The 15,031-nt window shown below is 63.0% G+C and carries 18 protein-coding genes; 10 read left to right on the top strand and 8 right to left on the bottom strand.

Features of this window, described 5'->3' with window-relative positions; translation table 11 throughout:
- Window positions 1-40: 40 nt before the first annotated feature.
- Window positions 41-667, top strand: coding sequence for a TetR/AcrR family transcriptional regulator (locus CGK93_RS16085; protein WP_089595695.1), 627 nt, complete (start codon window positions 41-43; stop codon window positions 665-667).
- A 90-nt stretch (window positions 668-757) separates the two neighbouring features.
- Complete coding sequence (locus CGK93_RS16080) at window positions 758-1,369, top strand: hypothetical protein (RefSeq protein ID WP_089595694.1); 612 nt, start codon at window positions 758-760, stop codon at window positions 1,367-1,369.
- A gap of 7 nt (window positions 1,370-1,376) precedes the next feature.
- Here CGK93_RS16080 and CGK93_RS16075 read toward each other — a convergent pair whose 3' ends face one another.
- Window positions 1,377-2,219 (bottom strand): hypothetical protein, encoded by an 843-nt coding sequence (locus CGK93_RS16075; RefSeq protein WP_089595693.1) that lies wholly within the window; start codon window positions 2,217-2,219, stop codon window positions 1,377-1,379.
- A 13-nt stretch (window positions 2,220-2,232) separates the two neighbouring features.
- Window positions 2,233-3,258, bottom strand: a complete 1,026-nt coding sequence (dapD, locus tag CGK93_RS16070) for a 2,3,4,5-tetrahydropyridine-2,6-dicarboxylate N-succinyltransferase (RefSeq protein WP_089595692.1) — start codon at window positions 3,256-3,258, stop codon at window positions 2,233-2,235.
- 85 nt (window positions 3,259-3,343) lie between these two features.
- Here dapD and dapE point away from each other — a divergent pair, with 85 nt between their 5' ends.
- The gene (gene dapE / locus CGK93_RS16065) at window positions 3,344-4,468 is read left to right on the top strand and encodes a succinyl-diaminopimelate desuccinylase (RefSeq protein ID WP_089595691.1); all 1,125 of its coding nucleotides are present in this window, start codon (window positions 3,344-3,346) and stop codon (window positions 4,466-4,468) included.
- A gap of 75 nt (window positions 4,469-4,543) precedes the next feature.
- On the opposite strand, the gene CGK93_RS16060 is transcribed toward dapE, so the two are convergent.
- The 4 genes from CGK93_RS16060 to CGK93_RS16045 all read right to left on the bottom strand — a co-directional run bounded on the left by CGK93_RS16060 (window position 4,544) and on the right by CGK93_RS16045 (window position 7,883).
- Window positions 4,544-5,437, bottom strand: coding sequence for an amino acid ABC transporter permease (locus CGK93_RS16060; protein ID WP_089595690.1), 894 nt, complete (start codon window positions 5,435-5,437; stop codon window positions 4,544-4,546).
- Entirely contained in the window at window positions 5,434-6,084 is a 651-nt protein-coding gene (locus CGK93_RS16055; RefSeq protein WP_089595689.1) for an amino acid ABC transporter permease, read from the bottom strand. Before CGK93_RS16055 ends, CGK93_RS16060 begins: the two co-directional genes overlap by 4 nt.
- Window positions 6,085-6,176: 92 nt before the next feature.
- Window positions 6,177-7,052 (bottom strand): glutamate ABC transporter substrate-binding protein, encoded by an 876-nt coding sequence (locus CGK93_RS16050; protein WP_089595688.1) that lies wholly within the window; start codon window positions 7,050-7,052, stop codon window positions 6,177-6,179.
- A gap of 75 nt (window positions 7,053-7,127) precedes the next feature.
- Complete coding sequence (locus tag CGK93_RS16045) at window positions 7,128-7,883, bottom strand: amino acid ABC transporter ATP-binding protein (protein ID WP_026539964.1); 756 nt, start codon at window positions 7,881-7,883, stop codon at window positions 7,128-7,130.
- 163 nt (window positions 7,884-8,046) lie between these two features.
- Here CGK93_RS16045 and CGK93_RS16040 point away from each other — a divergent pair, with 163 nt between their 5' ends.
- From CGK93_RS16040 to CGK93_RS16025, 4 genes are all read left to right on the top strand, one after another.
- Window positions 8,047-8,886 (top strand): TIGR00730 family Rossman fold protein, encoded by an 840-nt coding sequence (locus CGK93_RS16040; protein ID WP_198318241.1) that lies wholly within the window; start codon window positions 8,047-8,049, stop codon window positions 8,884-8,886.
- A 26-nt stretch (window positions 8,887-8,912) separates the two neighbouring features.
- Window positions 8,913-9,245, top strand: a complete 333-nt coding sequence (locus CGK93_RS16035; protein ID WP_089595687.1) for a DivIVA domain-containing protein — start codon at window positions 8,913-8,915, stop codon at window positions 9,243-9,245.
- Window positions 9,246-9,322: 77 nt separating this feature from the next.
- Window positions 9,323-10,540: a hypothetical protein gene (locus CGK93_RS16030; protein ID WP_089595686.1), complete on the top strand. Its 1,218-nt coding sequence runs from the start codon at window positions 9,323-9,325 to the stop codon at window positions 10,538-10,540.
- Window positions 10,541-10,767: 227 nt separating this feature from the next.
- Window positions 10,768-10,935, top strand: a complete 168-nt coding sequence (locus CGK93_RS16025) for a DUF3117 domain-containing protein (RefSeq protein ID WP_089595685.1) — start codon at window positions 10,768-10,770, stop codon at window positions 10,933-10,935.
- Between the two features lie 63 nt (window positions 10,936-10,998).
- Here CGK93_RS16025 and CGK93_RS16020 read toward each other — a convergent pair whose 3' ends face one another.
- Entirely contained in the window at window positions 10,999-11,631 is a 633-nt protein-coding gene (locus CGK93_RS16020) for an O-methyltransferase (protein WP_089595684.1), read from the bottom strand.
- Window positions 11,632-11,881: 250 nt separating this feature from the next.
- Between CGK93_RS16020 and sigE the strand changes: the two genes are divergently transcribed.
- The 3 genes from sigE to CGK93_RS16005 are packed head-to-tail and all read left to right on the top strand — an operon-like array spanning window position 11,882 to window position 13,863.
- The gene (sigE, locus tag CGK93_RS16015; protein ID WP_089595683.1) at window positions 11,882-12,505 is read left to right on the top strand and encodes an RNA polymerase sigma factor SigE; all 624 of its coding nucleotides are present in this window, start codon (window positions 11,882-11,884) and stop codon (window positions 12,503-12,505) included.
- 7 nt (window positions 12,506-12,512) lie between these two features.
- Window positions 12,513-13,427 carry a hypothetical protein gene (locus CGK93_RS16010; protein WP_232481357.1) on the top strand — a complete coding sequence of 305 codons (915 nt, stop codon included), beginning with the start codon at window positions 12,513-12,515 and terminating at the stop codon, window positions 13,425-13,427.
- 31 nt (window positions 13,428-13,458) lie between these two features.
- Complete coding sequence (locus CGK93_RS16005) at window positions 13,459-13,863, top strand: Sec-independent protein translocase TatB (RefSeq protein WP_089595681.1); 405 nt, start codon at window positions 13,459-13,461, stop codon at window positions 13,861-13,863.
- 36 nt (window positions 13,864-13,899) lie between these two features.
- Here the strand turns inward: CGK93_RS16005 and CGK93_RS16000 are convergent, their stop codons facing one another.
- Window positions 13,900-15,027: an Mrp/NBP35 family ATP-binding protein gene (locus CGK93_RS16000; RefSeq protein ID WP_089595680.1), complete on the bottom strand. Its 1,128-nt coding sequence runs from the start codon at window positions 15,025-15,027 to the stop codon at window positions 13,900-13,902.
- Window positions 15,028-15,031 lie beyond the last annotated feature (4 nt).

The raw sequence follows: 15,031 nt of genomic DNA, 5'->3' as shown, positions 1-15,031 counted from the left end.
GTTGAGCGGTGTTGAAGCACGTTCGTGCTAAAAACTACTGGTGCCCAAAATTGTTGATGCCGAAGCCCGGCGCCAGGAAGTTGTCCAAGCCGTATTCCGGATCATTGCCAGCGATGGCCTGGAACGGGCCTCCCTCCGGGAAGTAGCGGATGAGGCCGGACTGGCAGTGGGCTCTGTCCGGCACTATTTTGCCAGCAGCGACGACCTCCTGGTGTTTTCCTTTGGCGCTGTAATTGACCGGATCGCGGGGCGGCTTGAATCATCAATGGCAGCTGTCGAGCAAGAGGCGCCGGGCAGTCCGGAACAGCAAGCTGCAGTATTGAACCTTCTGGGCCAATTCCTGCCTCTGGATGAGGAACTCGCGGTGGATGCGTGCGTTTGGATGGCGTTCAGGCACGCCGCCCGCATCAAACCCGTCCTCGCAGCCGAAGCCGGGCGCAGCCACCGCACTGTAGCGGCCGTCGTCGGGCGTCTGATCATGCACCTGAGCCCCGGGGGAACCGATGCCCAACAAACCCTCGTCGCAGAGGCGGAGAGGCTCCTGGCGACCATGGACGGCTTGTGCATGCACGCGCTGTTGCAGCCCGAGTGGATGACTGCCGAGATGTGCAGCGATGTCCTCACCGCCCATCTGCGGTCCCTTGCCGGCATGCCCGCGGCCCACTAAAGGGAGATGCAAGTGAGCCACGCCCCTACCGTCCAGACTCAACGGGAATAGACTGGGAGATGTCGGGAACCTGCCAAGGGAGGAATTCGGATGCACGAGTCAGGCGGCCCGGGATGGCGCATCACCATGGACACGTCCGGGCCGATGCTCATCGCCCTGTACCTGCGGGACGTCGCCGGATTGGATGGTGCCGGCAGACCGAGCCTGTCCCACGCAGCCCCCAAAGTCCGGCATGCCGACCACAGCCATCTGACCTCCGACGTCGGGGGCATCCACGCCCTCAAGACCGAGTGGGAAGCTTGGTGGGAAAGCCTGGTTAAGTCCTACCCCAAGCCCGCCTCGGAACTGGCGCCACCCAGTTTCAAGGCCTTCGGCAACTCGCCGGCACTCCAACGTGTCCTACAGGCCCACTTCGGCTCGGCCCTGGGATGGGCCACCGACAGGATCGACGAATACGCCGACCTCGAAGCTGCCCGTGAAGCCAACGGTGTGACCCAGGTCCTCAACGAGATGGTGGAGGACAGGCTGCTGGAAGTCGGGCGCAGTTCCCGCGACTTCGAACTGACCATCATTGAGTTGCCCTTAAACGAACCACGTGCCTGGTACCTGGAGCCCAGCACAATGATCATGAGCCACAGGCTGTTGTCCGAACCCGACGTCTTCCGGAGCTACGTACAGCCGGTGGTGGAGATCCTCGCCTGACAAAAACTCACGTGGCGGGGGCTGAGACGGTGATGGTGACCGCCTCGGAGGGGGCCGGTGAGGCCTGCCATCCGTCACGTTTCTCCCGGTTCCAGGCGCGGCCGCCAACATCCACCTGGGTGATGGACAGCGTCTTGGCGTTGGCCACGGCCCAGTGGGCAACGGCCCATGCCTGCGTCCCCGTGATGTCCAGCTGCACCGAGCGGCCCTGAACGGTAGCCGCTTGGGTTCCGAACGCCGTCGTGAGTTCATCGACGACGGCGGCAGGGTCACCCGCCGCTTCGGGCATGCGCAGTTCGCAGTTCAGCGCAGCCTCGGAGTGTCCCGTGAGTGCGGAAGCGAAGGCCCTGGCCATGCCTTCATGCTGGGCGTAGGCGCGGGGGAAAGCTGAGCGTTGGACCGCTTGGGCGGCCTGGGTGATCTCCATGGACTCGTAGCCGGGGACTTTGACCAAGCCGTCAAAGAACGCATTGGCGGCGTAGACGGGGTCCATGACCTGGGCCTCCGTGCCCCAGCCTTGCGACGGCCGCTGCTGGAAAAGCCCGCGGGAGTCGGGGCCGGCGTCGTCACCGTAGTTGATGTTCCGCATCCGGGATTCCTGCATGGCGGTGGCAAGGGCAATGCTCGCGGCCCGGGGAGGCAGCCCGCGCTGGACGGAAATGGCGGTGATGAGGGAAGCGTTCGCTGCCTGGTCCGTGGCGAGCTCGTGGCTTTCAGAGCCGACGACGGCGACGCAGCGCTCCGTGACCAAGGTCTCGGAGCGCTGCAGCACGGCAACGATCGCGTAGATGGCACCTGCTACGAGGGCCAAAGCCAGCACCGCAACGATGGCGCGGCGGAACCGGCGCACGGAAGTCCTCCTGCTAGTTGGCGTGAAGGGCTTCGTTGAGCTCCACCGTCTGGCCCTTGCGCGGAAGGACTTCCACGCCGCCGGTGGTGGAGTTGCGGCGGAACAGCAGGTTGGGGACCCCGGAGAGTTCCACGGCCTTGATGATCTTGCTGGTGTCCTCGCCGTTCTCGTCCTTGGGACCCGGAACGCGGACGCGGGTACCGGCGGTGACGTACAGGCCGGCCTCCACTACGGAGTCGTCACCGATACTGATGCCCACACCGGAGTTGGCGCCGAGCAGCACCCGCTCACCCAGGGCGATCTTTTCCTTGCCGCCACCGGAGAGCGTGCCCATGATGGACGCTCCGCCGCCAACGTCAGTGCCGTCGCCGGCCACGACGCCGGCAGAGATGCGGCCCTCCACCATGGAAGTGCCCAGGGTGCCGGCGTTGAAGTTCACGAAGCCCTCGTGCATCACGGTGGTGCCTTCGGCCAGGTGGGCACCCAGGCGGACGCGGTCGGCGTCGGCAATGCGCACGCCGGTGGGAACAACGTAGTCAACCATCCGCGGAAACTTGTCCACGCCGTAAACCACTACGTTGCCGCGCTTGCGCAGGCGGGCACGGGTCAGTTCGAAACCGTCCACGGCTGCCGGACCGAAGTTGGTCCACACCACGTTGGGAAGCTTGCCGAAGACGCCATCCAGGTTGATGCTGTTCGGCTTGACCAGACGGTGCGAGAGGAGGTGCAGGCGCAGGTACGCGTCGGCGGTGTCTGCAGGGGCGGCGTCGAGGTCGATCTGCGCGAAAACCACCTTCTGCTCCGTACCGCGGTCGGCGTCCTTGCCGTCGTTGGCCAGTGCAGTGAGCGCGGGATCGGCGTTCTCAACGTCGCGCAGGGTCTCGGCCGCAACACCCAAGGCGGGAGCCGGGTACCAGACATCCAGCACGGTTGCTTCCCCGGAGGCCGAGGTAGCGATAGTGGCGAGGCCGAATCCGTAGGCTGATCGGAGGTTGGCGGGCGCGTCTGTGGGCACAGCAGAGGAAGCAGTTTCAGTCATGGGGCAAGTGTATCCAGCACCCGGAGGTCGGTTAAAACCCGTCTCATGCCATGGAGGTCGCATTTGCGGGCATTAGGCTGGACGGGTGACCCTGAACCCTGCTCCCGCCCTCCTTGACCTGCGCCAGGACGTTGCTTTGCTGACGGCCGCCATCATTGACTTCAACAGCGTTTCCGGCAATGAAACCGAACTCGCCGACGCCGTCGAGTCCGCCTTGCGGGCCATGCCCGCCTACACGGTGGCCCGCGACGGCGACGCCATCATTGCCCGCACCGAACTTGGCCGCTCGGAGCGCGTCATCCTGGCCGGACATCTGGACACTGTGCCCCTGCCCACTGTAGAGGGTTCGCTGGGCACCGTTCCAGCCACCTGGGAATCCGGCGTTCCCGGCGAAGGTGTGCTGTACGGCCGCGGGACCACGGACATGAAGGGCGGCGTCGCGGTGCAGTTGGCGCTTGCGGCAACACTGTTCGACGACGGTCAGCAGCCGGACAAGGACGTTACCTTCGTCTTCTATGACCATGAAGAAGTGGAAGCGGTCAAGAGCGGCCTCGGAAGGTTGGTCCGGAACCACGGTGACCTTCTGCAGGGCGATTTCGCCATCCTGCTTGAGCCGACCCACGGCACAGTGGAAGGTGGATGCAACGGGACCAGCCGTTTTGAGGCCACTACCATCGGCGAAACGGCACACTCAGCACGCGCATGGATGGGCATCAATGCCATCCACGGTGCTGCCCCCATCCTGGCGCGGCTCGCCGCCTACGAGCCGCAGACCATCAACGTGGACGGCCTCGATTACCGCGAGAGCCTGAACGCAGTAAAGATCAACGGTGGAACTGCGGGCAACGTCATTCCGGACCGGTGCGTGGTGGAGATCAACTACCGCTTCGCTCCGGACAAGACACCGGATCAGGCCGAGGCCCACGTCCGGGACCTGCTGGAAGGATTCGACGTCGTCCGTACCGACGCTGCTGCCGGCGCGCGACCCGGATTGAACCACCCCGCTGCCGCGTCCTTCGTGGCCGCAGTCGGTGCCGAGCCGAAGCCCAAATACGGCTGGACCGACGTCGCGCGTTTCAGTGAACTGGGAATCCCGGCGGTGAACTTTGGGCCCGGTGACCCACTACTGGCGCACAAGGACAACGAACACGTCGACGCCGATGCCGTCCGGGAGTGCCTGCGGGCACTAAGGACGTGGCTGACGCCGTAGCCCGGGAGCTGCCGTCCAGCAAAAGAAGAAGGTCCGCAGCCGGGTGGCTGCGGACCTTCTTCGTGTTGGAAAGGACTATGCCTTGTTGGGGCCCTCGATGGAGTCCTTGGCGATGGGGTCGTTACCGCCCACCACCAGCCCGGTCCGGAGACTGGGTGGAGCCACGCCGCCGGCGGCCTTCTTGGAACCGCGGCGCTCAATCATGATGGCAATCCGTGACACGGTCAGGTTGATCAGGATGTAGATCGCGGCACCGACGAAGAAGGCCGGGAACAGGAAGTCCGGACCCAGGAAGTCGGCCATGATCTGGATCTTCCGCAGGAGTTCCTCATAGCCCACGATGTAGCCAAGCGAGGTGTCCTTGAGCAGGACCACCAGCTGGGCGACCAACGAGGGCAGCATCCGGCGGACAGCTTGCGGGAATTCGATGGACATCCTCGACTGGAAGCTCCGCAGGCCAATGGCCAGGCCGGCTTCGCGTTGACCCTTGGGCAGGGACTGGATGCCTGCACGGAGGATTTCGGCGAAGATGGCAGCGTTGTAGAGGACCAGACCCACCACGACGGCCTGGAACTGTCCCGTGGCGAACACCAGCAGGACAAACAACATCATGAGGACCACGGGCATGCCGCGGAGGAACTCGAGGACCACCTGGGTGGGGATGCGGATCCAGGCGATCAGGGAGATCCTCAGCAGGCAGAGTGCAATGCCCAGAGGGAAGGCGATGATTGCCGCGACCGCGGCTGCAGCCAGCGTCGAGAGGATGCCTTGGCCGATCAGGCTCCAGACATCCGGTGCCAGGGGACCGTAGAAGATTTCCCAGCGGTCTGCATCGAAAATGCCCTGCTGTGCCAGCGTAGTGACGGCGATGGCAAGGACACCGAGGATGATCAGGATTCCGGCTGCGGATCCCAGGAGCGAGTAAAGGCGGGCCTTGGGCCCGGGGACGTCGTACAGGACCGAGGTCATCGGGCAATCGCCACCTTTCGTTCAACAAAGTGCGCCAGAAGGCCCAAGGGCACCGTGATCAGGAGGTAGAAGAAGGCCACCCCGAGCAGGATCCACAGGACTTGGTCACCGTAGTCGTTGGAGAGCTGGCGGCCGTAGCCGAAAAGCTCGAGGACGAAGAACGCGCCGGCCACCGAAGAGTTCTTGACCAAGGCGATCAGGATGTTGATCAACGGGGGTATGACGGTACGGACGGCCTGGGGAAGGACAATGAAGCCCAGGACCTGGGTAAAGGTCATGCCGATGCTGCGGGCAGCTTCTGCTTGGCCCACGGGCACGCTGTTGACACCGGAACGGACTGCTTCGGCGATGAAGGCTGCCGTGTAGCTGCTCAGCGCGATGATGGCGGCCACTTCGAATTGCTCGAACTTGACGCCCAGCCGGGGGAGAACGATGGCTGCGAAGAAGAAAATGATGGTCAACGGGGTGTTACGCGCGACTTCAACATAAAACATGCTGAAACCGCGGAGTGCAGCCACGGGGGAAACCCTCATGGCCGCCAGGAGTGTGCCGACAAGGAGGGCAATGATTCCTGAAATTACGGAGAGATAAAGGGTTCGGAGAAATCCGTCCCAGTATTCGGGGAGGCTTGCTATGACGGCGTCCATGGCTTCCTTTGGCTGCAGCTAATCAGGGAACAGGGTCCTGGAGTCGTCAACTGCCGCCGCCCGGGTGGGCGGCGGCAGTCAACGGATCCCGACTAGTAGCGGTTGATCGCAGGAAGTTCAGGAGTGGTCTTGATGACCTTGCCTGCAGTGGCTTCCCAAGCCTTCTTGTAGTCGCCGTCCTTCTGGAATGCCTCGAGCTGGTCGTTGATCCAGTTGCGGAAGACGGTGTCGTCCTTCTTCAGGCCGATGCCGTAAGGCTCCTTGGTGAAGGTTTCATCCGAAGCGAGCTTGAAGGCATCCGGTTCCTTGTCCACGTAGCCGGCGAGGATCACGTTGTCCGTGGTTACTGCAACTACCTGCTTGTTGCGCAGCGGCTCCAGGCAAGCGGTGTACGTGGCAGCCGGAACTACCTCGGCGTTGTACTTCTCGGCGATGGTCTTGGCCGGGGTGGAGCCCGTCACGGAGCAGACCTTTTTGCCGGCGACATCTTCAGGCTTGGAGATGGAGGTGTCGTCCTTGTTCACCAGGAGTGCCTGGCCGGCTTCGTAGTACGGTCCGGCGAAGGCGACCTTTTCCTTCCGGGCATCGTTGATGGTGTAGGTAGCGATGACCAGGTCAACGCGGCCCTGCTCGATGAACGATTCGCGGTTCTGGGAGACAGTCTCTACCCATTCGATCTTGTCAGCGGGAATACCCAGCTTGGCAGCGATTGCCTTGCCCATTTCGACGTCGAAACCGACAGGCTTGCCGTCCAGGCCCTTCTGGCCGAACAGCGGCTGGTCAAACTTGGTGCCGATGGTGATCTTCTGGGCCTTGTTCAGCTTCTCCATGGTGGTGCCGGCCTCGAAGCTCGCCGAAGCAACCGGGGGAGTGGTGGTGGTGCCGCCGCCACATGCGCTCAGCGACAGGGCGAGGGCTGCGGAAGCGGCCACCAGGAGTGATTTCCTCCGGGTAATGAAAGCCTTCATGACATTCCTTTCATAGATTGGCCGTCTTACGGCCTGGGTGCGGTCTTTAACGGCCTGGGTGCGGGCGGTAAAGAGCTAGTGGGTCAAAAGCTTGGACAGGAAGTCCTTGGCTCGGGTGCTCTTCGGGTTGGTGAAGAATTCCTCGGGAGTAGCGTCTTCCACAATCTGGCCGTCAGCCATGAACACCACACGATCGGCAGCCTTGCGGGCAAAGCCCATCTCGTGGGTGACCACGATCATGGTCATGCCTTCCTTGGCCAACTGGATCATGACGTCAAGGACTTCGTTGATCATTTCGGGGTCCAACGCGGACGTCGGCTCGTCGAACAACATGACCTTCGGCTTCATGGCAAGAGCGCGTGCGATGGCAACGCGCTGTTGCTGGCCACCGGAGAGCTGGGCAGGAAGTTTGGGAGCCTGGTGCCCAACGCCAACGCGCTCAAGGAGGGCCATGGCTTCCTTGTCGGCCGTGCCCTTGGCCACACCCTTAACCTTGATGGGACCCAACGTGACGTTCTCAAGAATCGTCTTGTGGGCGAACAGGTTGAAGGACTGGAAGACCATTCCGACGTCGGCACGCAGGTGCGCGAGGTCCTTGCCTTCTTCGGGAAGCTTCTTCCCGTCGATGGCGATGTCACCGTCGTCGATGGTTTCCAAACGGTTGATGGCACGGCAGAGTGTGGACTTACCGGAACCTGAGGGCCCGATTACCACTACCACTTCACCCTTCTTGACCTGAAGGTTGATGTCCTTGAGGACGTGCAGTTGACCGTAATGCTTGTTGACGCCATTCAGGGAGACGAGGGCATCGCCGGACGCTTGAGTAGTCATACGACGAATCTAGCGAACAAAGAAGCAAATATGACCACGGTCACGGCAACTTCCTCAAGATCGTGACTGAACAGAAACCTGCCCCACAGCGATATACCAGACTGCAATGCAAGAACCGGGTCGCAGCAACGGAGCAGGCAGCTGTAAGCGCTAGCCTTGGGCAATGAGCATCAGCCAGCACCCAGTACCCCACCCGGATGCCAACGGCCAGGTCAGGGCCAGCCACGTGCCCCTGCCCTCGGACATCGCGCCGGCCAAGCACAAGGGCTCCTTGGAGCTTCGCCGTAAACAAGCGGACACGGGGATGTCTGACCAACATTTGCTGGATACCAGTGGCGCCGGACAGTTCATCCACACCGATCCCTGGCGTGTCCTGAGGATTCAGAGCGAATTCGTGGAGGGCTTCGGAGCGCTTGCTGACTTGGGCCCGGCCGTCAGCGTGTTCGGTTCCGCACGGACAAAGCCCGGGACCGAGTACTACGAAATGGCCGTGGACGTCGGACGCAAACTGGCCGAAGCCGGAGTCGCAGTGATCACCGGTGGAGGTCCCGGTTCCATGGAAGCGGCCAACAAGGGTGCCGTGGAAGGCAACGGGGTCTCCGTAGGCCTGGGCATCGAACTGCCGTTCGAGCAAGGACTCAACCAGTGGGTGGACCTGGGCATCAACTTCCGGTATTTCTTCGCCCGCAAAACCATGTTCGTCAAGTACGCGCAGGGCTTCGTCGTCCTGCCCGGCGGCCTCGGCACCCTGGATGAACTTTTCGAAGCCATGGTGCTGGTGCAGACCCGCAAGGTGACATCGTTCCCCATCGTTCTTTTGGGGGTCAGGTTCTGGGGACCCATGATCGAGTGGATCCGGGAGACTCTGGTGGCTGAGGGCATGGTGTCCGAAAAGGACCTTGACCTGATCCAACTGGTGGATGACCCCGCGGACGCCGTGCACCGCGTTTTGCACGGGGCGCCGCTGCCTCCTACTCCCAACGGAAACCAGCGCCCGGAATAGCCGGCCGTTTCTGGCACGATGGTCCTGTGAGCTTTTTCCTGGTGTTTCTCGCGATTGTCCTCATCGGCGCTGTGCTGTACCTCGGAGCCGGGATCGTCCGGGGACGCGCGATTGGCGCTGGCCTTGACGACCCCGTGCCAAGCCTGCCTCCGGTGGTGCTGCCGTCCAAGGCCAAGCCGTCCGACGTCGATTCCCTGCGTTTCGCCCTGGGGTTGAGGGGATACCGCATGGATCAGGTTGACCAGGTCCTTGATGACCTGCGGGACCAGTTGCACGCCAAAGACCAGGAGATCGAACGACTCAGCGCGCAGGCGCAGCCGCGGCTTGAGGACGGCGAACCCGACCGGATCAAGCCGTGAGTCCACAGACCAGGAGCAAGGCCGGGCAAGGGCCCACGGAACGGATTTCGGGCTCTGCCTCAGCCGTGGCCGCACGGATGTCGGCGTGGCCATGGTGGCTTCAGGTTTCCTTGGTCTTCGTCGTGGCCAGGCTTGTCAGCGCGTGTATCTTCATGGCCGCAGCCATCCACCAAGGCATCAACCCGTGGTTTCCGCCGGCGCCGGATTACTGGAACTTCATCACCATCTGGGACGGGCGCTGGTACCAGGAAGCGGCAGACAAGGGCTATCCTGCAGAGCTTCCCGTGGACGCCAACGGCGTTGTCAAGGAAAATGCCTGGGCGTTCTACGCGCTGTTTCCTTTCCTGGCCCGGGGCTTGTCTGCCATCACGGGGATGGGGACTTTGCCCGCCCTCACGGCCATCGCAATGCTGGCGGGCCTCGGTGCGGCGCTGGTCATTTACCTGCTCTTCCGGGAGTTCGCGGGTCGGCGTACCGCCATCTGGGGCGTCATTTTCGTTTCCACTTTCCCGGTGTCTCCCATCCTGCAGGTCCCGTACGCCGAATCGCTGAACCTGCTGCTTCTGGCATCGTCACTGCTACTCGTGGTCAGGCGCCACTACCTTTCGGCCATTCCCGTGGTGCTCCTGATGTGCCTGTCCAGGCCCACCGGGGTGCCGTTTGCCGCCATGCTGGGGCTGCTGTTCCTGTGGCGGTTGTGGCAACGGTTCCGGCAGTCGCCAATGGCACTGCCGGCTGATGGCAGTGCCGCAAATGCCGGCAAGGCAACAGACCCGACGTCGACGCGCAGCCTGGTATCACTGGCCGTCCTCGTGTTCGCCACGGGTCTGGCTGCGCTGGCGTGGCCTGCCATCGCCTGGGCCGTGACAGGGGATCCGGCGGCCTACACCCGCACTGAAACGGCGTGGCGTGGTCACGACCTTGTGCCCTTCAAGCCCTGGTTTGATACCGGCCGGATGTTGTTCGGGCCGGTGTTGGGAGTACTGGCTCCCTTTGTTTTCACCGGACTCTTCGTGCTGGTGATGGTGTCCAGGCCGGTCCGGGAAATCGGAACGGAGATGCGACTGTGGTGTGCCTGTTACATGGGCTACCTGCTGGTTTTCCTGCACCCGCAAACCAGCACGTTCCGTATGCTTCTGCCGCTGTTCCCACTGGCGCTGGGGGCAGCCCTGCTGTCCAAATCCAAGGCATACCGGGGGACCGTGGTGGCCATGTTCATCCTGCTCCAGATTGTCTGGGTGGTATGGCTGTGGGCGTGGGCCCAGCTGCCCGGGGGAGGCGACTATCCGCCCTGACGTGCAGCTTTGCCGGGGAATGGCAATATGTACAAAGACCGGACAAATGGCGTGCTGATTCGCTACGGACGGTTAAGTACGGGATAATGGTCTAAGAGCAAGGACAAAGCACCTAAAAGTGCCCGGCCAAGGCGGCCTCCCAAGCGTTGCCGCCGGCTGCAATTGCGACGCGGATCCAGCCCGGCCGGGTTGGGCGTGACTTGGGACAAATGGAGGGGATTTTCCTAATGGCGGCGATGAAACCACGTACTGGCGACGGCCCGATGGAAGTTACCAAAGAGGGACGCAGCCTGATCATGCGTGTGCCGCTCGAAGGCGGGGGACGGCTTGTGGTCGAGCTCAACGCCGCCGAGGCGGAGAACCTCAAGGAATGCCTCGTAGGCGTGACCGGATAGATTTACCAAGCAGGGCCCGGCTGAGCCGGGGCCCTGCTTTTTGGTTTAAGGAAGGCTGGTGCCCTACCTCTTGACGGCCACCAGCAGTCCATCACCGGTGGGCAGCATCGCCGACGCCAGCCGATCGTCATCGCGGATTGCCTTGCCGATCTGGCGCAGCACCGCGGTGGTGGAATCGCGTGCCGCCGGGTTGGCCACCCGGTCCTTGTCCAGGGCGTCGTTGATCACCAGCGTGCCGCCGGACTTGAGGAGGCGGATGGCCTGTTCCACGTACTTGGGGAAGTTGGGCTTGTCGGCGTCGATGAAGACGAGGTCATAGGCCGAATCCGTCAAGCGAGGCAAGACGTCGGCCGCACGGCCTGAAATGGTGCGGGTGCGGTTGGCCGGGCTCCCGGATTCCAGGAATGCTTCCCTGGCGGCTTTCAGGTGCTCCACGTCAACGTCGATGGTGGTCAGGACGGCCTGGGGGCTCAAGCCCCGGAGCAGGCAAACACCGGACACTCCGGCTCCCGATCCGACTTCAACTACTGTCTGTGCCTTGGATGCGGCAGCGAGGACCGTGAGCACTGCGCCCACGCCGGGGCTGATGGGCGTGACTCCCAGTTCGAAAGACCGCTCCCGGGCGCGCAACAAGACGTCATCCTCAGCAGGCAGATCTTCTGCATAGGACCAGCTGCTTGACTTGTCGGCACTCATGAAGGGTTTCGCTTTCCGCGGGTAGGGGTGTTTGTACCAAGACTACTGTGTAAGCACACGTAAACCCGCTGTTGGGCAGCCCTCCTGCAGCTGTGTCCAGCGCTGTCTTCAGCCCTGTCTTCAGCCCTGCGGGAAAAACCTGCCCCAGTCAGGAAATTCCCAGACAACCTTGGGATGATAATGGTCCGATCATCCAAGAGGTGGCCGGCGCCGAGGGATTCGGTGAACCACAGTTTGAGGGGAGTGGACGATGCCGGCATTGCATGCTGCGCCAGTCCAAATATCGGAGAGTATTGACGGCGTTGCCGACTGGGTCATGCCCAGCTGGGAGGAAGTGGTGGCCAACCACTCCGCCAAGGTATATCGCCTCGCCTACCGCCTGACGGGCAACAAGTTCGACGCCGAGGACCTCACCCAGGAGGTCTTTGTCCGGGTGTTCCGGTCGCTGGAGAATTTCAAGCCGGGAACTTTGGATGGCTGGTTGCACCGCATTACCACCAACCTGTTCCTTGACCAGGCCCGGCGCAAGAGCAGGATCCGTTTTGATGCCCTCGCTGAGGACGCAGAGTCCCGCCTGCCCGGCCGCGAACCCGGTCCGGAGCAGAGCTTCGAACACAACAACCTTGACCTGGATGTCCAGCGTGCGTTGGAAGAACTGCCGCCGGACTTCCGCGCCGCCGTCGTGCTGTGCGATCTCGAGGGCCTTTCCTATGACGAGGTTGCAGAGGCGCTTGGCGTCAAGCTGGGAACCGTCAGGTCCCGCATCCACCGCGGCAGGACCATGCTGCGTGAGAAACTCGCCCACCGCGATCCCCGTCCGGCAGAGGCCCGCAAGCCGCGCCTGAAGATGCCGCGCATCGCAAGCATCCTTTAGGACGTCGATGCCTCGACATCCTCGTCGTCCGGGACTGTTGTCCCGGCGCAAAATGGCTGCCCTGCGCCATACCCGCAACCCGGACCATGTTCAGGAATGCACCGATTGCAGTAATGCCCTTCGCCGCGAACGGCAGTACCTTGAACGTCTTCGGGGTGCTTCCGTGCCTGAAGCCAGCCAGGACCTTGCCGCGCGGCTGATTCAGCATACTGAGCGCCTTGCCAATGAGCCTGGCCAGGACTTTGCCGCCAGGCCGTCGTCCAGCGGCATCCGCCGGGGGCTTCGCCTCGCGGGCGTCGCAGCCGGCACGCTGGCTGTCAGCGCCGGTGCCTTGGGGGTGTCCGCGTACGTGGTGGCCGGTGACAGCGTTCCGCAGGTCCGAGGCGGAACCAGCAACGTCGGTGCACTTGCCGGAGCGTGGACAGGAAATCCGGTGGAAAGCATGGCCGGCCCTGTATTCCGGGCCGGCAGCACTGTCAGCTTGAGCTCCGCCCAGCTGGACGCCCTGCGGGAAGAAGGGTGGGCGTGCCCCGAGCTGGCAGGAATGGGCTTCACAGTGGTCTCGGCCCACGGCACTATGCACAACGGGCATCCGGCGGTGGAAATGAGGCTGGAAAGCAACGGCCACTACGCCACCATTGTGGAGGAGCATCTCCCGGCTGATCAGCCAGCTCAGGGAGCAACGACATCGGCGCGGCTTTCTGTCACGCAGGGGAGCCCGTGGAAGGCCGTGTACACCATGCCCGCTGCAGTGATCAGCTATGCCTCGGACCTTCCTGCCGACACTGCGGATGATGCGGTCCCTGAAATCGTCCGGGCAGGCGAATCCATGGCAGCTGATCAGCCCAGCGAAGGCGCCGAAGCCTGGTACGCGAGGCTGCTGCGCGGACTCCAGACCCTTCTCCGACCCGCCGGTTTATGAGCGGCACCACAGACAAGGTAATCTTCGTAGCGTGCTTGGAATCAACGGCCCGGAGTTCATACTCCTTCTGATTATCGGCGTACTCGTCATCGGTCCCAGCCGTTTGCCCGAATACACTCAAAAGCTTGCCAACCTGGTCAAGGAAGTCCGTCGGATGGCGTCGGGTGCGCGTGAGCAGATCAAGGAAGAAGTCGGCATCGATATCGATGACGTCGACTGGAAGAAATATGACCCCCGCCAATACGATCCCCGGCGCATCATCAAGGACGCGCTGCTGGATGACGACACCAAGCCCGTGAGCGCTGGAGCGCCTGCCGTTGCCGCCACAGCTGCTGCGGCGGCTGCATCCGTGGAGACCAAGCCAAAGGCCCCCGCCCGGGTCATCGAGCGGCTGGCTGAAGGCGAAGCTGCACCCTTCGATTCCGAAGCAACCTGACCTGATTAATAGTGCCGCCCTTGCGAGCGGTAAGCGTCAGCGGGGTTCGATCCCCAGTGACAGACCTGACAGCCCGCGGGGTCGTGAGGCCAAGGCCGAAGCCACGCCCTGCATAGCCTTCGCGGCCGCAGTTTCGGGTGCTGCCAGGACCACGGGTTTTCCGGCGTCACCGCCTTCCCGCAGCCGGATATCAAAGGGAATCTGGCCCAACAAAGGAACCTCGCTGCCGACGGCAGCGCTCAGTCGCCCAGCCAGGATGGCGCCACCGCCACTTCCGAACAATTCCATCCTGCCGCCGTCGGGCATTTCCAGGAATGACATGTTTTCGATGACGCCGGCCACTTTCTGGCCCGTCTGGGTGGCGATCGTTCCAGCGCGTTCGGCGACGTCCGCAGCAGCGGCTTGCGGCGTGGTCACCACCAAAATCTCGGCATTGGGCAGCAGCTGGGCCACGGAAATGGCGATGTCGCCCGTGCCGGGAGGCAGGTCGAGGAACAGGGCATCGAGGTCGCCAAAATAGACGTCCGTGAGGAATTGTTCCAAGGCCCTGTGCAGCATGGGACCGCGCCAGGCCACCGGCTGGTTGCCTGCCACGAACATGCCAATGGAGATGACCTTCACGCCGTAGGCCACCGGCGGCAGAATCATGTCATCCACCTGAGTGGGCTTTTGGGTGATACCCATCAAGGCGGGCACTGAGAAGCCGTGGACGTCGGCGTCAACGATGCCTACCCGAAGACCCTGGGCAGCCAATGCGCAGGCCAAATTGACGGTGACCGAGGACTTCCCCACACCGCCTTTTCCGCTGGCTACGGCGTAGACCTTGGTCAGGGAGCCCGGTTTGGTGAAGGGTATGCCGCGCTGGCCGCCTGGACCGCGGAGCTGTTCCTTGAGCGCTTCACGCTGGGCCGGGGTCATGACCTTCAGCTCCACGTCCACGGACCTGACACCCTCTACTTGCGACAAAGCCGCGGTGGCGTCCTGCGTGATGGTCTCCCGAAGGGGGCAGCCGGCAATGGTCAACAGGACGGCGACATGGACCGCGCCGGTGTCGTCGGAAGACACCGATTCCAGCATTCCGAGCTCCGTGATGGGGCGGCGGAGTTCGGGATCGATGACGGTTGCCAGGGCAGCATGCAGCGCCTCGGCAGATGCGGTGCTCATACGG

This window comes from Arthrobacter sp. YN, from assembly GCF_002224285.1.
GTDB lineage: Bacteria > Actinomycetota > Actinomycetes > Actinomycetales > Micrococcaceae > Arthrobacter.
Note: the sequence above shows the minus strand (reverse complement) of the source record. Positions and strands in the feature narration are given on the sequence as shown.